Source organism: Hyphomicrobium sp. (assembly GCF_035687085.1).
In the GTDB taxonomy this organism is placed as follows: domain Bacteria; phylum Pseudomonadota; class Alphaproteobacteria; order Rhizobiales; family Hyphomicrobiaceae; genus Hyphomicrobium_B.
Window position 1 is genome coordinate 168,839 of the sequence record NZ_DASRYS010000014.1, and the last position, 21,450, is coordinate 190,288.

The 21,450-nt window shown below is 63.6% G+C and carries 19 protein-coding genes; 11 read left to right on the forward strand and 8 right to left on the reverse strand.

What is annotated here, in order from left to right:
* Positions 1-516 precede the first annotated feature (516 nt).
* Together VFG26_RS14205 and VFG26_RS14210 are read right to left on the reverse strand one after the other, a co-directional pair.
* Positions 517-1,899, reverse strand: coding sequence for a glutamate--cysteine ligase (locus tag VFG26_RS14205; protein ID WP_325026414.1), 1,383 nt, complete (start codon positions 1,897-1,899; stop codon positions 517-519).
* Positions 1,900-2,001: 102 nt separating this feature from the next.
* Positions 2,002-2,748, reverse strand: coding sequence for a 16S rRNA (uracil(1498)-N(3))-methyltransferase (locus tag VFG26_RS14210; protein ID WP_325026416.1), 747 nt, complete (start codon positions 2,746-2,748; stop codon positions 2,002-2,004).
* A gap of 140 nt (positions 2,749-2,888) precedes the next feature.
* On the opposite strand from VFG26_RS14210, the gene ubiA reads away from it, so the two are divergent.
* From ubiA to VFG26_RS14225, 3 genes are all read left to right on the forward strand, one after another.
* Positions 2,889-3,857 (forward strand): 4-hydroxybenzoate octaprenyltransferase, encoded by a 969-nt coding sequence (gene ubiA / locus VFG26_RS14215; protein WP_325026418.1) that lies wholly within the window; start codon positions 2,889-2,891, stop codon positions 3,855-3,857.
* Between the two features lie 274 nt (positions 3,858-4,131).
* Complete coding sequence (locus VFG26_RS14220; protein ID WP_325026420.1) at positions 4,132-4,407, forward strand: DUF4170 domain-containing protein; 276 nt, start codon at positions 4,132-4,134, stop codon at positions 4,405-4,407.
* Entirely contained in the window at positions 4,404-6,215 is a 1,812-nt protein-coding gene (locus VFG26_RS14225; protein WP_325026422.1) for an ABC transporter ATP-binding protein, read from the forward strand. Before VFG26_RS14220 ends, VFG26_RS14225 begins: the two co-directional genes overlap by 4 nt.
* A 36-nt stretch (positions 6,216-6,251) precedes the next feature.
* On the opposite strand, the gene VFG26_RS14230 is transcribed toward VFG26_RS14225, so the two are convergent.
* Positions 6,252-6,989, reverse strand: coding sequence for a fused DSP-PTPase phosphatase/NAD kinase-like protein (locus tag VFG26_RS14230; RefSeq protein WP_325026424.1), 738 nt, complete (start codon positions 6,987-6,989; stop codon positions 6,252-6,254).
* Between the two features lie 216 nt (positions 6,990-7,205).
* Between VFG26_RS14230 and VFG26_RS14235 the strand changes: the two genes are divergently transcribed.
* Positions 7,206-9,200, forward strand: a complete 1,995-nt coding sequence (locus VFG26_RS14235; RefSeq protein ID WP_325026426.1) for a glycosyltransferase N-terminal domain-containing protein — start codon at positions 7,206-7,208, stop codon at positions 9,198-9,200.
* 3 nt (positions 9,201-9,203) lie between these two features.
* On the forward strand, positions 9,204-10,229 hold the full coding sequence (lpxK, locus tag VFG26_RS14240; protein WP_325026428.1) for a tetraacyldisaccharide 4'-kinase: 1,026 nt from the start codon (positions 9,204-9,206) through the stop codon (positions 10,227-10,229).
* 15 nt (positions 10,230-10,244) lie between these two features.
* Here the strand turns inward: lpxK and VFG26_RS14245 are convergent, their stop codons facing one another.
* The gene (locus VFG26_RS14245; RefSeq protein WP_325026430.1) at positions 10,245-10,490 is read right to left on the reverse strand and encodes a DUF2093 domain-containing protein; all 246 of its coding nucleotides are present in this window, start codon (positions 10,488-10,490) and stop codon (positions 10,245-10,247) included.
* Positions 10,491-10,600: 110 nt separating this feature from the next.
* Positions 10,601-12,058, reverse strand: a complete 1,458-nt coding sequence (xseA, locus tag VFG26_RS14250; protein WP_414653310.1) for an exodeoxyribonuclease VII large subunit — start codon at positions 12,056-12,058, stop codon at positions 10,601-10,603.
* 101 nt (positions 12,059-12,159) lie between these two features.
* Here xseA and purD point away from each other — a divergent pair, with 101 nt between their 5' ends.
* Positions 12,160-13,446: a phosphoribosylamine--glycine ligase gene (purD, locus tag VFG26_RS14255; RefSeq protein ID WP_325026434.1), complete on the forward strand. Its 1,287-nt coding sequence runs from the start codon at positions 12,160-12,162 to the stop codon at positions 13,444-13,446.
* A 42-nt stretch (positions 13,447-13,488) separates the two neighbouring features.
* Entirely contained in the window at positions 13,489-14,472 is a 984-nt protein-coding gene (locus tag VFG26_RS14260) for a patatin-like phospholipase family protein (protein WP_325026436.1), read from the forward strand.
* Between the two features lie 163 nt (positions 14,473-14,635).
* Here VFG26_RS14260 and VFG26_RS14265 read toward each other — a convergent pair whose 3' ends face one another.
* Positions 14,636-15,097, reverse strand: a complete 462-nt coding sequence (locus VFG26_RS14265; RefSeq protein WP_325026438.1) for a nucleoside deaminase — start codon at positions 15,095-15,097, stop codon at positions 14,636-14,638.
* A 164-nt stretch (positions 15,098-15,261) separates the two neighbouring features.
* Between VFG26_RS14265 and VFG26_RS14270 the strand changes: the two genes are divergently transcribed.
* Entirely contained in the window at positions 15,262-16,059 is a 798-nt protein-coding gene (locus VFG26_RS14270; protein ID WP_325026440.1) for a pseudouridine synthase, read from the forward strand.
* A complete protein-coding gene (gene rsmD, locus VFG26_RS14275) occupies positions 16,056-16,616 on the forward strand; it encodes a 16S rRNA (guanine(966)-N(2))-methyltransferase RsmD (protein WP_325026442.1) in 561 nt (186 codons plus the stop codon). Before VFG26_RS14270 ends, rsmD begins: the two co-directional genes overlap by 4 nt.
* A gap of 2 nt (positions 16,617-16,618) precedes the next feature.
* Here rsmD and VFG26_RS14280 read toward each other — a convergent pair whose 3' ends face one another.
* Complete coding sequence (locus tag VFG26_RS14280; protein ID WP_325026444.1) at positions 16,619-17,926, reverse strand: sugar MFS transporter; 1,308 nt, start codon at positions 17,924-17,926, stop codon at positions 16,619-16,621.
* Between the two features lie 324 nt (positions 17,927-18,250).
* Between VFG26_RS14280 and VFG26_RS14285 the strand changes: the two genes are divergently transcribed.
* Both VFG26_RS14285 and bfr read left to right on the forward strand, forming a co-directional pair.
* Entirely contained in the window at positions 18,251-18,589 is a 339-nt protein-coding gene (locus VFG26_RS14285) for a hypothetical protein (protein ID WP_325026446.1), read from the forward strand.
* Positions 18,590-18,737: 148 nt separating this feature from the next.
* Entirely contained in the window at positions 18,738-19,235 is a 498-nt protein-coding gene (gene bfr, locus VFG26_RS14290; RefSeq protein WP_325026448.1) for a bacterioferritin, read from the forward strand.
* A 365-nt stretch (positions 19,236-19,600) separates the two neighbouring features.
* Here the strand turns inward: bfr and mutL are convergent, their stop codons facing one another.
* The gene (gene mutL / locus VFG26_RS14295) at positions 19,601-21,439 is read right to left on the reverse strand and encodes a DNA mismatch repair endonuclease MutL (protein ID WP_325026450.1); all 1,839 of its coding nucleotides are present in this window, start codon (positions 21,437-21,439) and stop codon (positions 19,601-19,603) included.
* Positions 21,440-21,450: the final 11 nt, after the last annotated feature.

Below are 21,450 nucleotides of genomic sequence, written 5' to 3' on the forward strand. Positions count from 1 at the left end.
GTGCGCGTTTGACCGGCAATATGGGCGTCAGCCGCACATGGGAGCTGGAGAGGCGAGACAGCGCATCAAGGCCGCTCGCGGGGTGGGCCTCGCATTTCGCGCGGTTCGCCCGGGCTTCGCAGCTCGCGCTCGCGTACGTCTGGGCGGCCCTCACGGCTGCGGCTACCGCGAGCGCCAGCAAAGCATTGGGTGATGCACGACTGCAACTGAGCGTCGCAGTGCGATGCAAAAAGCAGCTTGGCCGACATACGGCAGGAATTGTGCTGGGAGCGGCAGGCAGCGGCGCACGGGTCGGCATTGGCGTCGCGGGCAGCAAAACCCCCGATCGCCAGGACAGCCAGTGCGGCTCTCCCGATCCATTTCATGGACTGCCGTGCAGCCTGAAACACGTACCGCCTCCTCCTCATCCCCGGGCCATACTGGGCGGCTGAGCCTAGGCAAGCGGCGGACGCTAGTGCCGGGCCCATGAACATGGCCTGAACCGCAGGGTGCAAGTATTGCCGCCCGATGGCCGCTTCAGAAAGCGAATTCTTCAAAAATACGATCAATGTTCCCGTGCCACTCCCCGGAATAACGCCGGAGCAATTCATCCGAGACCGTCTGACCGTTGCCGGCGATCTTCTCCAGCGGGGTCAGATATACCGTCTCGTCCTGGTTCTTGGCGTTGATGCGAGCGCGATTCTTGAGACCCGTCCGCGATATGCGCAACGCTTGGCGGGCGATGTTAGCCACCGTGGTGTTCCGGAACACCGTCGCGAGCGCCGTCTTGGGGACATCCGCCCGCAATGTCTGCCGTTCTTCCTCGGTCCAATCACGGACAAGGTTCCAGGCCTGATCCAGTGCGGCTTCATCGTAGAGGATCCCAGCCCAGAAAGCCGACAGGGCCGTAATCGTTCCCCAGCGCCCGCCATCGGCGCCGCGCATTTCGAGGAACCGCTTGAGGCGGACTTCCGGAAAGAGCGTGGTGAGGTGGTCGGACCAATCGTCCACGGTCGGCAGTTCGCCCTCGAAGCCCGGCAGGCGCCCGGCCATGAAGTCGCGAAACGATGCGCCGGCGACGTCGATGTAATTGCCGTCGCGGTAGACGAAGTACATCGGCACATCGAGCGCGTAATCGACGTAACGCTCGTAGCCCATGCCGTCTTCAAACGCGAACGGCAGCATGCCCGTGCGGCGCTTATCGGTGTCGAGCCACACCTCGCTGCGAATCGACTGGAAGCCGTTGGGCCGGCCTTCCGTGAAGGGCGATGAGGCGAAGAGCGCGGTCGCTATCGGCTGCAGCGCGAGCGACACCCGCAGCTTCTTCACCATGTCGGCTTCGGAGGAGAAATCGAGGTTCACCTGGACGGTTGCGGTCCGGTACATCATGTCGAGGCCGCGGCTGCCCACCGTCGGCATATAGCGCGTCATCACCTGATAGCGCTTCTTCGGCATGTGCGGGATCTGGTCGAGACGCCACTTCGGCGAAAAGCCCACGCCTAGAAATCCGATTGCCAGGTCTTCGCCGACGTCGATCACCTCGCGCAGGTGCTCGTCGGTTTCCGCTGCAGTTTCATGGAGCGTTTCGAGCGGGGCGCCCGAGAGTTCGAACTGGCCACCTGGCTCGAGGCTGATCGTGCCGCCCTTCTCGCCGTCGGGACGCTTCAAGGCGATGACGTTTTCGCCCTCTTTGATTGCGACCCAGCCATAGCGGCGGATCAACTCTTCCATCAGCGCACGAATGCCATCGTTGCCGCCGTAGGGCACCGGGTCCAGTGTCACTGTGCGGAATACGAACTTCTCGTGCTCAGTGCCGATGCGCCAGTCAGCTTTCGGCTTCTCGCCGGCAGCAATCCAACGCACGAGATCCTCACGGCTCTCGATCGTGTTGCTCGCTGCGCTTTGTTCCCGTGTGGACATTCCGGAGTGGCCTAGCCTTGGTGATCCCGGCGCGGAGCACGCCCGCGGCCTGAGCCTTATGGCGATGACCGGCCGGAACGGCAAGCGTCTGCTCGAAAGCGGCTAACGGCGGCGCCAATCACCCAATACGGCCTGGACAATCGCGAGCGAGGCGACGGCTGCGGTGTCGGCGCGCATGATTCGCGGACCAAGCGATAGGGGAACCACATAGGGCTTGCCGACGAGCCGCTTGCGTTCGCGATCGGAAAAGCCGCCTTCGGGTCCTATCAGCACCGCCAGCGGACCGGAGGTCAGCTTCGCGAGAGTCTCGATGGGGCCCAACCCCTCGTCATGCTCATCGCAGTAGATCAGACTCCGGGTTTCATCCCAACCGTCGAGAACATCGTCGAGCTTCACGGGGGCTTCGACCGCCGGGATATGCAAGATGCCGCACTGCTCGGCCGCCTCGATGACGTTGGCGCGCATCCGTTCGGTATTAACTCTTTCGGCGATCGTTCTTTCCGTGATCACGGGCCTCAGGCGCGCAACGCCCATCTCAGTCGCCTTTTGAACCATGTAGTCGAGCCGCGAGCGTTTGAGCGGCGCGAACAGATAATCGAGGTCCGGGCTTGCCTCCTGAGCCCGGGTCTGATGCCCGATGGTGAGCGTCGCCCCGCGCTTTTTCGTCTCGGTCAGCGTTGCGAGCCATTCGCCGTCGCGGCCGTTGAACACGAGCAGCTGTGCGCCGGGCTTCAGACGCAGCACGCCCGTCAGATAGTGGGCTTGTGGCGCCTCCAGCTCCACGAGCTTGGCGGCGGCAAGATCGCCGTCGAGAAACAGTCGCTCTGAGGTCAGGTCACGGATAGCCATGGTGCGGTCTTATCGAAGCCTTGCTCTTAGTCAAACCTCTGGCAAACATCCCTGCCCAACATCTCGCGCCCCGTCCCCCGGTATTGCGCCGGCGCGACGGGCCGGATAGGTCTTCATCAAAGTCGCGGGAGTAACATCACTTGACTACGGGTGCCGAGATTTCGCCCAAGCCCAACTTGCGTGTTGCGGATGCGACGCCGTCGAACTGGGTCGACCGGTGGGCCCCGTCCTCCTGGCAACCCTACCTTCGGCTTGCGCGTCTCGACCGGCCTATCGGAACTTGGCTTCTGCTCATTCCCTGCTGGTGGTCGATGACGCTGGCACAGCTCAATTCCAGCGATCACCTGCCCAACCTCTGGTACCTCGTTCTCTTCGCCATTGGCGCCATCGCGATGCGCGCCGCCGGATGCGCCTATAACGATTTCGTGGATGCCGACATTGATGGCCGTGTCGAGCGAACGCGCAACCGGCCGTTGCCGTCCGGACAAGTTTCTCCTGGCGCCGCACTCGTATTCGCCGGGCTCATGTCCTTGGTCGGGCTCGCCGTACTTGTGGCTTTCAATAACTTCACGATCTGGCTTGCCATCGCATCGCTGCTGATCGTCGCCATCTACCCCTTCGCCAAGCGCTTCACCTCCTATCCACAGCTCGTGCTCGGCCTTGCTTTCAATTGGGGCGCTCTCGTCGGCTGGGCCGCAATCAAGGGATCGATCGGGCTGCCCGCGCTCGCGCTTTACGCGGGCTGCGTGTTCTGGACCGTCGGTTACGACACGATCTACGCGCATCAAGACAAAGAGGATGACGCGCTTCTCGGCCTCGGCTCGACTGCGCTACAGTTGGGCGAAGATACCGTTCCGTTCGTCGGGGTGATGTACGGGCTGGCGGGGATTCTTTGGCTCGTGGCGGGCGCTTTCGCCGGCGCGCACCTCGTCTACTTCCTGGCCGTCGTTCTCGTGTTCCTCCAGATGTCCTGGCAGGTGTCGACGCTCGACATCAACAACCCATCCAATTGCCTCTGGCGCTTCAGGTCGAACCGCGACGTCGGCCTTGCGGTTTTCGCCGGGCTTGTCGCGGACATGGCGCTGTCGTGGTTTGCCGGCCTCAGCTAAGGGTCGCGCGCCGATACGAAAAACGCGGCCCGGGATGACCCGCGCCGCGTTGTTCGGTCTCACTGTTGAACTTTCGTGCCGTTTCAACGGCTTTGTCTGGGATGATCTCACAATTTTCTTCCGGTCGGCTTAAGAAATAGCCTAAACAAAAGCTTACGCTCACTGGAACCACATTCCCCTGCCCTCGCGGACGCTTTGCGCCGTTGACGGCCGCCAGACGAGGCGGTTTCTGGAAATACGCCCGGAGCCTTCTTCAGGAGACGAACTGTCGTCCATGTCCAAGACCTCATCTTCCCAGTCCAAGCCGCAGCTCCTGCATCTCGTTTTCGGGGGCGAACTCGAAACGCTCGAGGGCCATGAATTTCGCGATATCGAAGGCCTCGACATTGTCGGTATCTTTCCGGACTACCAGTCGGCTTATGCGGCCTGGAAGAACGCGGCCCAGCGCTCCGTCGATAACGCCATGATGCGGTATTTCATCGTGCATCTGCACCGGCTCCTGGAGCCCAACGGCCTGAAGCCCGCCGAGCCGGCCGCCTCCGCCACGTGACGGCAAATCTGCTCAAACCCGAGAAGAAGCAGCGGCCCCGCCTTCGTCTCGACGCAGCTTCACGGCAGCTGCTCGCCCGGTTCGTGCGCGACTGGGTATGGCCGCGGCGCGGCCAGCTCGCCTGGACGCTCTTTCTCACGGCGTGCCTTGCGGCGGTGACCGGCGGTTATCCGGGCATCATCAAAAAATCGTTCGACATGCTGATGGGCGGCCAGACCGGCGCCCTGCCGTTCGTGCTTGCGGCCATCGTCGGCATCACGATGGCGCGCGCTTGCCTGCTCTTCCTGCAATCGGTGGCGACGAACCGCTTCATTTTCCGCATCACGTCGGACATGCAGAAGCTCGCCTTCCGGCATCTCATCAGCGCCGATTTCGCGCGGCTCTCGCGCGAGACGCCGGGGCGGCTCATGTCGCGGCTGACGAACGACATCAGTTTTATTCAGAACGCGATGAGTTCGGCGCTGAACTCGATATTCCGCGATACCTTTTCGGTCATCGCGCTCGTCGCCGCGATGCTCTATCTCGACTGGGCGATGACGCTCGTCGTGCTCAGCGTCTACCCGCTCGCCGCGCTCCCGGTCGCCGCTATCAGCCAGCGGCTCCGCCGCGTCGCTAAGCAGACGCAGAGCGGCCTCGGCGACATGACTTCGCTGCTTTCGGAGAAGCTCGCGGGCGCGCGGCTCATCAAATCGTTCCAGCTCGAAGGCTACGCTGCCGACCGCTTGGATGCGAGCTTCGAGCAGATCTATTCTCTGAAGATGAAGTCCGTCAAAACGCGGGCGCGGATGGATCCGATCCTCGAGGTGCTCGGTGGCTTGGCCATCGCGGGCGTCGTCGCGTTCGCCTACTTACGCATTTCCAACGGCATCTCGACGGTTGGCGACTTCATGGGCTTCGTCACGGCTTTGCTGATGGCGGCGCAGCCCATTCGCGCGCTCGGCAATCTTGCCGGCCGGCTGCAAGAGGGCTTGGCGGCCGCGGAAAGCTTCTATGGCCTTATCGACGAAAAGCCGAAGATCGCCGACAAGCCGGGCGCCAAACGCCTCACCGTTTCAGAGGGGCGGATCCTATTCCGCGACGTCGGCTTTGCCTACGACGCGGGCTCCGACGTCCGTGCCGTGCGCGAGGTGAACCTCGACGTGCCCGGCGGATGGACGGTGGCGCTGGTTGGCCGCTCAGGCGCCGGCAAATCGACCATCATCAACCTCGTGCCTCGCCTCTTCGATGTGACCGAGGGACAGATCCTCATCGATGGCCAGGATGTGAGGGATGTCACGCTCGCCTCGCTGCGCGCGCACATCGCCATCGTCAGCCAGGACATCACGCTGTTCGACGATACGATTGCAGCAAACATTGCGCTCGGCCGCCTCGGCGCCAGCGCCGAGGACATCGCGGAGGCCGCGAAAGCCGCCGCGGCGCATGACTTCATCATGGCGATGCCCGACGGTTATCAGACGATGATCGGCGACCGCGGCAGCCGATTGTCGGGCGGGCAACGGCAGCGCGTGGCACTGGCGCGGGCCATTCTCAAAGACGCGCCGATTCTGTTGCTCGACGAGGCGACGAGCGCACTCGACAACGAGAGCGAGCAGCTCGTTCAGGAGGCGCTGGCGAAGTTCACGCGCACACGCACGACGCTCGTCATCGCGCACAGGCTTTCGACCATCCAGAACGCCGATATGATTTGCGTGATGGATGACGGGCAGATCGTGGAGCGGGGAACGCATGCCGAGCTTCTTGCCCGCAACGGCGCTTATGCACGGCTTGCCCGGTCGGCGCATGGGCCACAGGCGATGATCGCCGAGTGACGACCGTCCGTCACGCCGGGCGGCTGGCTGGTCACGCTATTCGCGCTTCAGGATGGTGTTGACGAGACGGTTCGCCCAGCCGCGGGCTTTGAAGGTTTTGCTCACTTCGCGCGCATCGTAAACTGACTCGACCCAGTCCCAGAATGCAATGCCGGTCTTCGCTTCGTCCTCGAGATAGCGATGGAAGACAGCGTCGAGCACGCCTGTATCGGCGCTGCGAACGTGTCCGTAGCGGAGGGACAGCTGGTTTAGAGCTTTTCGAATGGGCAGCCCACCGCGAAGATGGCTGATCATTACGCTCATCAAGCCGGCGCGGTCGGCGCCCGACTTGCAGTGAACGAGGATCGGGTATTCGACCTTTTCCAACACGTCCCGAATCGCCCGGAATTCGGCGCGCGTTGGCGCCGCACGCGAGCGCAGTGTCAGGTCGAGAAGCTTCAGGCCGTGGCGCGCACAGGCCTGCTGTTCGAGCCAGCGCGTACCGTAAGACTGCTCGCCGCGCAGGTTGATAACCGTCTTTACGCCGCGCTTTGCGGCCCAGGCGATGTGATGGGGCGCGGGCTGCGCCGAACGCCAAGCGTCCGTGCCGACACGATGCCGATTGTTATAGACCATCCGCACGATGCCGTAATCGATCAGCAGCATCTCCAGATAACAGAGCGCCGGCGCGAAGCGTGGGCCGAGCCAGGATGGCGGCGCATGCACAGCATTGTGCAAAAATGCACCGCTCGTGCGGCGCAATCCACGCTTTGCTTCTTTGAGAGGGCTTGCCATCAGGAGTTGTCTCGATGCTCCCGATTCGCGGGCCGCCTTGCCGGCAGCGCCCGCCTCTGATCCTGTTCGTTTTTCACAAGAAGCCGCGGTCTATCGTGATTGAACTTGCTAGTTATTCGCTATAGCTACGTGCCGCAAGGGGCTTGATCAGATCCTCGCTTCATCTTGCACATTCTCGCATACCAACGATAAGGCAGCCATTGCCGCATGGCAGAGATGAAGAAGACCCTTGTGCGACTTGGCGGCCAGACGCTCGCACGCCTCATTCGCCACGTCGCCAAGTCATCCAAGATTATTCACGAGCCGCCCGATCTCATGGAGCGGCTGGCCGCCGCACATCCATGCATCGTTGCCTGCTGGCATGGTCAATTCATGATGGTGGCAACACTGCGGCCGGAGAATACGAAGATCTCCGCTATGGTCGCCAAGCACGGCGATGCCGAACTCATCAGCGAAACGCTGAACGCTATCGATGTTCGCCTCATTCGCGGCGCGGGTGCCGGTTGGCGCAAGCGCGACCGCGGCGGCGCTGCCGCTCTGCGGATGTCGTTGCAGGCGCTCGCTGAAGGCGACTCGCTGGTGATGACGGCCGACGTTCCGCCTGGACCAGCGCGCGTTGCGGGTGCCGGCATCGTCACCATAGCGCGCATGTCCGGCCGCCCCATCGTTCCCGTCGCGCTTGCGACGAAGCGCTTTGCTTCGTTCGATACGTGGAGCCGGCTGACGATCAACCTGCCCTACTCCAAGCTTGCCGCCGTCATCGGCGATCCGATTGAAGTTCCGAGCACGGCGGACGCCGCCATGATCGAGCAGAAGCGCGTCGAACTCGAGACCGCGCTCAATGCCGCAACGCTGCGCGCTTATGATCTCGCGGGCGCCGACATCAAGCGCGCGACGCCGCTCGATGTTCTTGCCGCCAACTCCGCGCCGCCGCCGGGCCTCGTTCTCAAAGCCTATCGCGCCGGTACGGCAGCGCTCAGGCCCGCGGTGCCGTTGCTTCTCAACATGCGCGGCCAGCAGGGCAAGGAAGACGCGAGCCGCCGCGGCGAGCGCCTAGGCTTTGCCGGTCAGCCGCGACCCGAGGGACAAGTCGTTTGGATTCATGCGGCGAGCGTCGGCGAGACGAACGCGATCCTGCCGCTCATCGACAGCCTGCTTGCCGCCAATCCGCACATTCACATCCTGCTGACCACGGGCACGAAGACGTCGGCTGAAATCGCGAGCCGCCGCTTGCCGCCGCGGGCGCTGCATCAGTATGTGCCGCTCGATGTGCCGCATTACGTCAGCCGGTTCCTCGACCATTGGAAGCCGTCGATCTCGATCTTCACAGAATCCGACATCTGGCCCAATCTCGTGCTCGCCACGGCCGAACGGGGCATTCCGCTCGTGCTCGTCAACGCGCGCATGTCGCCACGCAGTATCAGCCGCTGGCGGAAGTATGCAGCTGTCGGCCGGCCGCTGTTCTCGCGCTTTGCCGCCGTGCTGTCGCAGAACCAGCAGATCACGCGCGCGATGAAGCGTCTCGGCGCACCCAACGTCATCACGGCGGGCAATTTGAAAATCGATTCACCGCCGCCGCCGGTGAACGCCGAAGCTGTCACCGCTCTGCGCAATGCCGTCGGCCAGCGCCCGCTCTTTCTCGCTGCCAGCACGCATCCCGGCGAAGACACGATGATCGCCGCTGCGCATTCGCTCATGCGCCGCGATATCGAAGGGCTGCTGACGATCATCGTACCGCGTCATCCCGAACGCGGCGGCGGGCTTGCCGCATCGCTTGGCGGGCTTGGGCTCAGAACGCAATTGCGCAGTCGCTCCTCGACGCCTGAGAGCGATACAGAGATCTATGTCGCCGACACGATCGGCGAGCTTGGAACGTTCTATTCGCTGGCGCCGGTCTCGCTTGTCGGCGGTTCGCTCGTCGAGCGGGGCGGGCAAAATCCCATTGAAGCCGTGCGTCTCGGCTCATGCGTGTTGACAGGTCCGTTCACGCACAATTTCCGTGATGCGTATGCTGCCCTTTTCCGCGAAGGCGGGGCCGCGGTCGTCAGATCATCCGACGATATTGCCCGTCAGGTGTCGCTGCTGCTGGCGGACCAGGCTGCGGCGCAGCGCATGCGGGAGGGAGCGGATGCGGCACTCCAGTCCATGAGCGGCGCGCTGGCAAAAACGCTCGGCGCCATTCAGCCGCTCCTTGAAAAGCAGCGAGCGTAGCGCGTGCCCGCCTCCGAACCGCGTTGGTGGTATGGCCGGGATGGCGGATGGCAGGCGTTGCTTCTTTCGCCGGTTGCCGCGCTCGTGGGCCGGGTCGCAGCACGGCGCATCCTGAACGCCAAGCCCTATCGATCGTCCTTGCCGGTCATTTGCGCGGGCAACTTCACGGCAGGCGGCTCAGGGAAAACGCCGCTGGCGCTGCTCCTCGCGCAGCTCGTCGCGGAAGAAGATCGCGAGCCCTGGTTTCTCTCGCGCGGCTACGGCGGCAAGCTCGCGGGTCCCGTCCGTGTCGCCCCGGCGCGGCACTCGGCCGCCGATGTTGGCGATGAGCCGCTGCTGCTTGCGCGCGCGGCGCCTACGATCGTCTCGCGCGACCGTGGCTTGGGAGCGAAAGCGATCGAGGCAATGGCCTCCGACAAGGCCGTCATCATCATGGACGACGGCTTGCAAAATCCGGGACTGGCGAAGGATCTCAGCATTGCCATCGTCGATCGCAGCCGGGGCTTCGGCAACGGCCGTGTCATCCCCGCCGGCCCGTTGCGTGCGCCGCTCGAGGTGCAAGGTAAGCTCGCGCAGCTGATCGTGCTCACGGGACAAGGTGCTACCGATCCGTCGCTGCTGGAAAGTCTCAAAGCAATATCCGGGGCGCCCATCATATCCGCCGGGATCCGCGCCAATGGCAATGCGATGCAGTTGCGGAACCGCAAGGTGATCGCGTTCGCCGGGATCGCCAATCCGGAACGGTTCTTCTCCACGCTTCGGGCGATCGGCGCGCTTGTTACTGCGCAAAAGACATTTGCCGATCACCACATGTTTACCGAGGCGGAAGCGCGTGGGCTTCTGGATGATGCGGAGCGCACGGGCGCTCTTCTCGTCACGACGGAGAAGGATCTCGCGCGGCTTGCCGGAGCCACTGGCGCGCCCGGCGCGCTGCGAGACCGGGCGCAGGCGCTCGCCATGCGGACGACGATCGAAGAGAATGATCTTGGCGTCTTGCGCCAGCTCGTCAGGAGCGCCATCGCCCGCTGACGAGAGAAGGCTTGTTCAGCCTGCTGCGGGTTTAGAGCCGCCCTTGGCGTGAAGCTCGAGATACCGCTTCACCGAGATTTCCGGCGAGGCATACGCTTCCTGGGCGTCGACGCTCCAGTAGCGAAGATCGGGAAGCGCGATGGGCTGACCGGTCACGGCGCAGCGCACGAAATCGCCCGGCGAGATCACTTCGAACTCGCCGTCCAGGTACCGGATCTTTGCTTCGTTGCGAAGGCCGAAAAATTTCTCAATTCTATTCATCAGCTTCCAAGCCGTACCATTCGTTTGCTGCCGGACATTTATCCGTCGTCGAACAATATGAACGCCGCGTTTCCGGCCGCACGCCAATTTCCGAATTTACCTCAAGCCTATCAAAAAAGTGAGCCCTGTCCCCCGCCGCCGCCGGATTTTTGGCGCGGCGTTTTACCCGAGCTTTTGTCGGATTTTGGGAGATCGGGTTTTACCGGGCCTTCGGCTCTCGCCGCAATGCTGCCGTCGGAGAACTCCACGTTCAACAGCGAGCCCGCGACGACGGCTGTCGACTGGCGGATCGTCTGCCCGGCCTCGTTCCTCACGAGCGCAAAGCCGCGCGACAGGATGCTGTGATAGCCCAATGACTTGAGCAATGCTGCCTTGCCTTCGAGCACGCGGCGGCTGACGGCCACGCGGTTGAGCAAGGCCCGGCCTGCGCGGCGTTCGAGAGCTTCGAGCCGCTCGCCGCATCTGGAATGCTTTTGAAGTATCGGCGCAGGTGACAGGCGTCCGCTGACGCGAGCGAGGCGCGTTGCATGAGCACGCGTATTGGCGAGCAGCGCGCGCGACAGCCGGCGGTCGGCCTCGTCGAACCGCTGCCGCGGCAGGGCGACGAGGTCCTGAAGCTTCGGCAGACCGCGTGCGGAGGCTTTCAGGTGCGTCTGTGCGGCGGCCAGCGAGCGGCGAACCGCGGTGCGCTTGCGTAGCATCAGCTTTTCGAGCGTGTCGATCAGCTCGGAATATTTCGGAACGACCCATTCGGCGGCTTTCGTCGGCGTCGGTGCGCGAGCGTCCGCGACGAGATCGATGAGCGTCCAGTCGGTTTCGTGGCCAACGGCGGAGATGAGCGGAATGCGGCTCTCGGCTGCCGCGCGTACCACGATCTCCTCGTTGAAGCTCCAGAGGTCTTCGAGGCTGCCGCCGCCGCGCGCGACGATCAGCACGTCGGGGCGGGGAATTTTGCCGCCCACTTCGAGCGCGTTGAAACCGCGGATGGCGGCGGCCACTTCAGCGGCACTGCCTTCGCCTTGCACGCGCACCGGCCAAACGAGAACGCAGGCGGGGTAGCGTTCGTTGAAGCCGTGCAGCATGTCACGAATGACGGCTCCCGTCGGCGAGGTGACGATGCCCACCACCCTCGGCAGGAATGGGCGCGGTTTCTTGCGCGCTTCATCGAAAAGGCCTTCGGCGGCGAACTGGCGCTTCTTTGCTTCGAGCAGCGCCATCAGCGCGCCCGCGCCCGCGGGCTCCAGCGCCTCGATGACGATTTGATATTTCGAAGAGCCGGGGAACGTCGTGATCTTGCCCTGGGCGATTACTTCCATGCCCTCTTCGGGCTTGAAGCGCAGGCGTCCGAAGGCGCCCTTCCAGATCACGGCCTCGATCTTGGCCTTATCGTCCTTCAGCGCGAAATAGCAGTGGCCAGAGGCGTGCGGCCCGCGGTAGCCCGAAATCTCGCCCCTGAGGCGCACATAACCGAAGCCCTCTTCCAGGGCGCGCTTGATGGCGCCCGAAAGCTCGGACACCGAGAATTCCGGGGCGTTGGCGCCAGGGCGCGCTTCGCTCGTGTTGGAAATGGAATTCAATAGCTTACCGTTCTGTTTCGCGGTCTTGCTTGTTTCACGTTCAATGCTACACCCGATGCAACACCGAGACCCGGATTGCAACAGGCGACCTGATGAACGTCCTTCTTCTCGGCTCCGGCGGCCGCGAGCATGCGCTTGCGTGGGCCCTGAGCGCGAGTCCTCTTCTGACCAAACTCTTCTGCGCACCCGGCAATGCGGGTATCGCGGAGGTAGCGCAATGTATCGCGATCGATCCCGCCGACCAAGCGCGCGTGATTGAGTTCTGCCGCGACGAGCGCATCGACCTCGTCATGATCGGCCCCGAAGCGCCGCTCGTTGCGGGCCTTGGCGATGCGCTCGGCGAAGCCGGCATTCGCTATTTCGGACCGACGAAGGCTGCCGCGCAGCTTGAAGGCTCGAAGGGCTTTACCAAAGACCTTTGCCGCGTTGCCGGCATCCCGACCGCCGCCTATGGCCGCTTCTCGGATGCCCAAGCTGCACGAGCCTATCTCGCGGACAAGAGCTTTCCCATCGTCGTCAAGGCGGACGGCTTGGCCGCCGGCAAAGGCGTCATCATCGCGGGCTCGCGCGAGGAAGCCGAAGCCGCTGTCGAGGCCTGCTTCTCCGGCACTTTCGGCGCGGCCGGAGCCGAAGTCGTCATCGAAGAATTTCTGCACGGCGAGGAAGCCAGCTTCTTTGCTCTGTGCGACGGCACCACCGCGCTACCGCTTGCCGCCGCGCAGGATCACAAGCGCGTCGGCGATGGCGATACCGGGCCCAACACCGGCGGCATGGGCGCCTATTCGCCCGCTCCCATCGTGACGCCTGAAATGGGCGAGCGCGTGATGCGCGAGATCATCGAGCCGACCGTGAAGGAAATGGCGGCACGCGGCACGCCTTTCAAGGGCGTCCTTTTCGCCGGTTTGATGATCACGGAAACGGGCCCCAAGCTCATCGAATACAACGTGCGTTTCGGCGACCCCGAAACACAAGTTTTGATGATGCGCCTCAAATCGGACTTGCTCGCCGCGCTTCTGGCGACTGCCGATGGCGTGCTGTCGAACTTCGATCTGCGCTGGAGCGATGACGCTGCATTGACCGTCGTCATGGCTGCCAACGGCTATCCCGGCACGCCGCAAAAGGGGACTGAGATCAAGGGCCTGGACCTCGCCCGCGCGGTTCCCAACGTCGAAATCTTCCATGCCGGAACGCGCCGCGAGGAGAACCGTCTTATTGCCGATGGCGGCCGGGTGCTAAACGTGACCGGGCGCGGGCGGACCATTGCGGAGGCGCGCGATGCCGCTTATGCGGCAATTGCCAAAATCGATTGGCCGGGCGGCTTTTATCGCAAGGACATCGGCTGGCGCGCGTTGCAACGGGACGAGACGCAGGCGCGCTGAGCTGCTTCCAAGGGGCGGCGGACAATGGGATAGTGGCATAGCATGACTGTTCCAAAGCCTCACGCATCACAGCCGAACGGGAATGGCAGCCTGCCCGTCCGGCGGCCCACGATCGGGCTCGCGCTCGGCGGTGGCGGTGCGCGTGGGCTCGCTCACGTCGCCATGATCGAGGCTTTCGACGAACTCGGCATCAAGCCCGACGTCATCGCCGGCACGTCCATCGGCGCGGTTTATGGCGCGGCGTATGCCTCAGGCATGTCGGGCCGCGATCTGCGCGAACACACGCGCTTCATCCTTTCGCAGCGCTTCGGTCTCATCCGCGATCTCTTCTCGAAGACACAGCAGCCGTTTCAGCGGCTGCTCAGCGCGGTGGGTGCGCGGAACGCCATTCTCGATCCGTTCGTCGTACTCGAAGTCATTCTGCCGAAAGAGGTGAAGACCACTTTCGCGGAATGCAAAATTCCGCTGAAGATCGTCGCGTCCGATTTCTACGATCAGGACCCGCGGATCTTCACTGACGGCTCGCTCCGAACGGCCGTTGCGTCCAGCATGGCGCTGCCTGTTGTGTTTCAGCCCGTCGTACTTGACGGCCGGGTGCTGATCGACGGCGGTTTGACGAACCCGTTGCCGTTCGATCTGCTGCTTCCCGAAACCGATATCGTCGTTGCCATCGACGTATCCGGCGCGCCCGTTCCGCATTCGAAGCGTGTTGCACCCACCGCTTTCGCCGCGCTGTTTTCGAGCGCGTTTCTGTTCGAACGCACCATCGTCCGCGAGAAGCTCAAAGCCAAGCAGCCGGACATTTTCATCAACGCCGGGACGAGCAATTTCCAGGTGCTCGATTTCTTGAAGTACGACGACATTCTCGCCGCCGCCCAGCCTGCGAAGGAACGTTTGAAGCAGCAGTTGGCACGCGTGCTCTCGGTCGAGACGCTGCCGGTGGTCGATGAGGCGGATGTTTTCGAACGCATGCGCCCGCCGCCCAAGCGCCCGAAACGCCGCCTTCTCCCCCGCCCGCGGAAGTAGTTTTATTTCGTCATCCTCGGCCGAGCGCGGCACGGCCGCGCCGAAGGCCGGGGATCCAGCGCGAGACTTGTCGAAGACGCAATATTGAGCCTTCAGCACTTCTGACGCTGGATCCCCGAACGGCCTCGCGGGCTCATCCGTTCGAGGATGACGCAGGGGCTGATTACGAGCGCCGTTGTTCGAAGAAGCCTTTGAGTAGGGCGCTGGCTTCGAGGTCGCCGATGCCGGGGTAGATTTCGGGGGTGTGGTGGCATGTGGGTTGGCTGAAGATGCGGGGACCCTGCTCGATGCCGCCGCCCTTGGGGTCGCTGGCGGCATAGTAAAGGCGCTTCACCCGCGCGAACGAGATCGCGGTGGCGCACATGGGGCACGGCTCCAGCGTGACATAGAGGCTGCAGCCGACGAGGCGCTCGTCCTTCAGCTCTCGGCAGGCCGCCCGGATGGCCAGAATCTCGGCGTGGGCGGTTGGATCGTTGAGCTCGCGCGTCCGATTTCCGGCCGCCGCCAGGATCCTGCCATCGGCTGCGAGGATGACGGCGCCGACCGGCACCTCGCCGCGATCTGCGGCCGCTTTCGCCTCCTCGAGCGCAAGGGACATATGGCTTACGGCGTCCTTCGATGTCATAAGCTCGCTTCGCTCCCGAAAGCTCAGTGTTACCGATGGCCAGACCACCAAGAACCAAAGTCGCCGAACCTGCCGCTCGCGCAGGCACTCGCGCCCGCACTCCCGCACCGGCTCGCAAGCCCTCTCCGGCTGCGGCACCCGCGCCGGAGAAACGGGACGGGCCGATGCGCATCGCCAAAGCCATGGCGCGCGCGGGGCTGTGCTCCCGCCGGGAGGCCGAGCGCTGGATCGCCGATGGCCGCGTCAGCGTCAACGGCAAGCTGCTTAAAACGCCTGCCGTGGAAGTCGGCCCTGCCGATCGGGTGTTCGTGGACGGCAAGCCGCTGCCGACCGCCGAGCCGCCGCAGCTCTGGCGTTATCATAAGCCGAAAGGCATCGTCACTACGCATTCCGATCCGGAAGGCCGCCCGACGGTGTTCGAGAAGATGCCGCCCGAGATGCCGCGCGTGGTCTCGGTCGGCCGTCTCGACTACAATACCGAAGGGTTGCTGCTGCTGACCAATGACGGCGCGCTCGCCCGGCATCTGGAACTGCCCGCCAACGGCTGGGCTCGCCGGTACCGTGTCCGCGCAAAGGGCCGCGTGTCGCCGGACGATCTGGCAAAGCTCAAAGACGGCATCACGGTCGAGGGCGTTGTTTACGGGCCGATCGAGGCTGCCGTCGACAGCGTGCAGGGCGCCAACACCTGGCTTTCAATCACGATCCGCGAAGGCAAGAACCGCGAAGTGCGAAAAGTGCTCTCGCACCTCGGCCTGACGGTGAACCGCCTCATTCGCGTGTCGTTCGGGCCGTTCCAGCTTCTCGATCTCGCGCCCGGCGCGGTGGAAGCGGTGCGGCGGAAAATTCTTGTGGCGCAGCTCGGGCCCCGCGCCTCCGAAGCGCTCGGCTTTTCCGAAAGCCAGGCCGACCGCAAGGCGCGGCACGCGCGAGGTAAGGCTCAGGGCGAGGCGGACGAAGAATGAGGGTCGTTGCCGGACGGTTTCGCGGCCGCGCTCTGGAAGCGCCGGCCGACATGAAAATTCGCCCCACTTCTGACCGCGTGCGGGAGAGCGTTTTCAATATTCTGGCGCACGGCATCGAGGGCTTCTTGCTCGTGGGTGCGCGGGTGATCGATCTCTTCGCCGGCACGGGCGCGCTCGGCATCGAAGCCGTGTCGCGCGGCGCTGCCTACTGTCTCTTCGTCGAAGAAGCTCCAGAGGCTCGCGCGCTCATTCGCACGAACGTCGAAAATATGGGGCTTATGGGCGAAACGCGCATCTTCCGCCGCGACGCGACGGATCTTGGCCCCGCCGGAAACATGGAGCCCTATGATCTGGCGTTTCTCGATCCGCCCTACGCTAAGGGCCTCGGCGAGAAAGCGCTCGAAGGCCTCGCGCAAGGCAAGTGGCTGAAACCCGGCGCCATCTGCCTTCTGGAAGAGCGCGCGGGCACGCCGCTGGCGTTCCCTGCAGGCTTCACCGTGCTCGACACGCGCACCTACGGGGATACCGAGATCACCTTCCTGCGGTTCGACGCATAGAACTATTGAGCGCGGACGAGGCTCGCCTTCGCCGCGCGCTGCCGCCAGCCGCTCACGCCGAAATAGAGGATGTAGAGATAGCTCGGGATCGCCAGCAGCAGATAGGCGAGCTGGAAATCCATATGTTCCTTCAGCAGGCCGAAGGCGTAGGGCATCAGCGCGCCGCCGGAGATCGCCATGATCAGCAGCGCCGATCCTGTCTCCGTATGACTGCCTAAGCCCCGGATCGCGAGCGGGAAGATCGCCGGCCACATCATGGCGTTGGCGAACCCCAGCGCGGCGATGAAGGCGATCGATGCGTATCCCGTCGTCGCATAGGCGCCAATCGTCAGCATGATGCCTAATGCCGCCGACAGCGCGAGATAAGTTTGCTGCGAGAAGAATCGCGGCACGAAGAACAGGCCGGCGACATAGCCCAGCAGCATCGCAAACAGCGTGTAGGACGTGAATAGCCGCGTCGCTTCCAGCGAGAGGCCGAAGCCCGTTCCGTAAAGGCCGATAGCATCGCCCGCGAGCACCTCGACTCCGACGTAGAGGAAGAGGCACAGCACGCCCAGCCATAGGTGGGGAAAATCGAAAATGCTGGATGCACCGGAAGCGCTCGCAGCGTCCTCCGCATGGGCTGGCACAGCTTTGAGATCAGGCAACCTCGAACGCGCGATCCAAACGCCCAGCAAAGCCAGCAGCGCCGCCATGACCATGTAAGGCGCATGCACGCGCGCGGCGAAGGCATCGAGCAAGGCTTCGCGCACTTGTGGGCTCGCCGCATTCGCGACATCGGCGTCGAAGCTGTCGATGCCCTTCAGCACGAGTGCTGCGAAAACGAACGGCGCGACGACGCCCGCGAACTTGTGACAGATGCCCATGACCGCGATGCGGCGCGCGGCGCTCTCATGCGGTCCCAAAATGCAGACGTACGGGTTCGACGCCGTCTGCAGCAGCGCGAGCCCGGCTCCCATGATGAAGAGGCCAGTGAGCGTGCCTGGATACCAGCGCATGGTCGTGAATTCGCCGAACAGCACCGAGCCCACGGCCATCACGAAGAGGCCCAGCGCCATGCCGCGCTTCATGCCCGTTCGGCGCAGAATGGCGGACGACGGCAGTGCGAGGAAAAAATAGGAGAGATAGAACGCCATCGGCACGAGGAAGGCATTCACGTCGTCGAGGTCGAAGGCGAGCTTGACGAAGCTGATCAGCGGACCGTTGAGCCAGGCGACGAAGCCGAAAATGAAAAAAAGGACGGCAATGGTGGCAATGCCGTTCGCCTCGTCCCGCGCCGCACGAGGTTTTCCTGCCCCGAACACCGGCATTTGCATTGGCTCCCCGCGGCCCAATCCATGCACCCGCCAAGGGTCTGCCATCCAGCGTCGCGAAGCAAACTCAGATTACTGCCGGGGAGGCACCGAATTGCGCATTTTCCACAGTGTCCTTGCGTGCCCCACCGCACACTGACCAACATTAGAATCGCTCTATTTGCTTAGATTTTTTGATTTTTCCGGCTTGACGTCCTATCTACAAGGAGCCACAAGGGAGCTTGACGAAAGTATACTTTTTCGACCAAGTATCACTCGTTGTTACCCTACACTGGGTATCCGATGCCGGGGCCTTGAACCCCGTTTGATTGGAGCCGGAAATTGATCGTTTGCTCGTGCGCCGTAATATCTGATCGCGACATCGATGTCGCCGTCTCTGAAATCATGAGCACTGGACCCGGCATTCTGCCGACCCCCGGCGTCGTGTTCCGGCATCTCAACAAAAAGATGAACTGCTGCACGTGCGCGCCGCTGACGGTCGCTGCCATCTACGGCGCCATGGACCGTCTGGCCAAGACCACGCAGGTTTGCCCCTACGTCCTCGCCGAAGCCCGCGCCAAGCTCATCCGCATCGAAGAACGCCGTAAACAGCGGCAGCAGCGCATCGACGCCGAGATCGCCAAGCGCCGCGTTCGCCGGCCCCAGCGCGCCTGCGCTTAGGAACCTTCGGAAAACTTTATACGTTTTCGGCCCGCCATATTGGCGGAAAGCCTCTGGTTAAGCCTGCGCTAATCCGCTAGTTGTCTACTTTAGAATGTTTCTGGACTTCGAGACCAGGAGCATCAAATGCAGTTATTTGGAGCGGCGCATGAAGGGCAACGACGAAATCATCACCCGTTTGAACGAGGCACTTAAGCTCGAACTGGGTGCCGTAAACCAATACTGGTTGCACTACCGGCTGCTCGATAACTGGGGCTTCAAGAAGCTCGCCAAGAAGGAGCGCGAGGAATCGATCGAGGAAATGCATCACGCGGATCGCCTGATCGATCGCATCATTTTCCTCGAAGGCCACCCGAACCTTCAGTATGTCGCACCGCTGATGATCGGCGAGAACATCAAGGAAGTTCTCGAATGCGATCTCAAGGGCGAGCACGTGGCGCGCGAGTATTACAAGGCGTCCCGCGAGATCTGCTTCAACCTCGGCGACTACGTGTCGATGATGCTGTTCGACGACCTGCTGAAGGACGAAGAAAGCCACATCGACTTCCTCGAGACGCAGCTTGAGCTTTTGAACACCATCGGTGTCGCGCTCTACGGCCAGCTCAACGCGGCCAGCGGCGACAAGGCCGAAGGCGGCTCCGACTGATTTCGGGTGCCATTGGAATATGATTGCGGCCGCCTCTCAAGGCGGCCGTTTTCGTTTTGGCCCATCAGCATGTCATCCTCGGGCTCGTTCCGAGCAGGCGGTACCGTTGCGCGGCCTGATCCATTCCGTCATCCCGGCGAAGGCCGGGATCCGTCCAGGCCGGATACATGCGATGAACGGGCCCTTGGACAGATCCCCTCCTGCGGGGATGACGTGATTGGGAGAGTTGGCTCGTCGCCCGAGCCGCCATTGGCGATTGCGCGCGCTGCGGTCACCCCACCCCTAACGCCTCCCCGTCAAGGGGAGGGGAATCCGAGCGCATAACTCCGCTGGCAACCCGTATTCCGCGAACGGCCGCCAGCGACTTACCGCCGCCCGAAGAGGCGTTCGATGTCGGTGAGTTTGAGGGCGACGTAGGTGGGGCGGCCGTGGTTGCACTGGCCGGAATAGGGCGTCGCTTCCATCTGGCGAAGCAGCGCGTTCATTTCTTCGACCGTCAGACGGCGTCCGGAGCGGACGCTGCCGTGGCAGGCCATGCGGGAGGCGACGCTGTCGAGCCGGTCCTTCAAAGCGCGGGCCGTGCCGTCGCTGCGAAGCTCGGCGGCGAGATCCTTCACGAGGCCTTCGACGTCGGTTTCGCCCAGCAGCGCGGGTACTTCGCGCACCGCGACCGCGCCACCACCGAAGCTTTCGATCACGAGCCCAAGCTCCGCCAGCTCGTCACTACGGGCGACGAGCGCATCGGCATCGTCGTCATCGAGTTCGATGATTGCGGGGATAAGAAGCCCTTGCCTTGCCACGCCGCCGCTTGCGAGCGAAGCTTTGAGCTTCTCGTAGACGAGGCGTTCGTGCGCGGCGTGCTGGTCGACGATGACGAGGCCGTCGCGCGTTTGCGCCACGATGTAGTTCTCGTGCACCTGAGCGCGCACCGCGCCGAGCGGACGGTCGAGCGTCTCGGCCACAACCGGCTCAGCGGATGTGCGCGCATCGGCGCTCGGCGTTTGCAGAACGGCGAACGGCGTCTGCTCGGCTTCCGCGAGGCCCGTGGCGCGGCTCGGCGCCATCCACTGATAGCCTTGAGCGCCTGACGGTGCTGACGGCGGCGGTGCGTAGGACGTCTGCGGGGCGGCATTCGGCAAGACGCCCGCGGCGAAGCTTTCGACCGTCAACACGCCGCCCTGGGCCGACGCGCGATGACCGGCGCTCGCCAGCGCGTCGGAGAGCGCCCGCACCATCAACGCGCGCACGCGGCCGGGATCGCGAAAGCGCACCTCGGCCTTTGCCGGATGCACGTTCACGTCCACGTCGCAGGGCGCCACGTCGAGAAACAGCGACAGCAACGGCGAGCGGCCGCGCGGAATGAGATCGCCGTAGGCCGCGCGCACCGCGCCAATCAAGAGCTTGTCCCGCACCGGGCGGCCGTTGACGAAGAGGAACTGCTGCGTGCTGTCCTGCCGGTGCAGCGTCGGCAGGCCGGCGAAGCCGAAGACGCGCATCGGCGCTGAGGCTCCGTTGCCGGCGCCCGAGACTTCCAGTGCATCGTCCATGAACTCGCGGCCCATGATGGCGCCGATGCGCGCGAGCCACGCGGCCGACGAGCGGTCCCCGCGCGCGAACATCGCGGGCTTCTTCTCGCCGGTCTGCAGGGTGAAGCCGATATCGGGATGCGCCATCGCAATGCGGCGGACGACGTCGGTCACCGCCATGGCCTCGGCGCGCTCGGATTTCAGAAACTTGAGACGCGCGGGCGTTGCGGAAAAGAGATCGCGCACTTCGACGACTGTGCCGCGATTGACGGCCGCGGGCGCAAGCGGCGCTTTCGCTCCACGAGTGACGACGATGACCGCGCCCTGCTTTGAATCAGCCTGACGCGAGCGGATCTCAAGCCGCGCGATCGAACCGATGGACGGCAGCGCTTCGCCGCGGAAGCCTAAGCAGCGAATGTCGAAGAGATCTTCTTCGTCGAGTTTGGACGTCGCGTGACGCTCGACGCAGAGAAGCAAATCGTCGGGCGACATGCCGGCGCCGTCGTCCGTTACGCGGATGAGCGAGAGACCGCCACCTGAGATGACGATCTCGATTTGGCTCGCGCCGGCGTCTATCGCGTTTTCGACGAGTTCCTTGACGACGCTCGCCGGGCGTTCGACGACCTCACCGGCCGCGATGCGGTTGACCGTCTCTGGCGAAAGCTGCCGGATCGCCACCGCGAACGTCT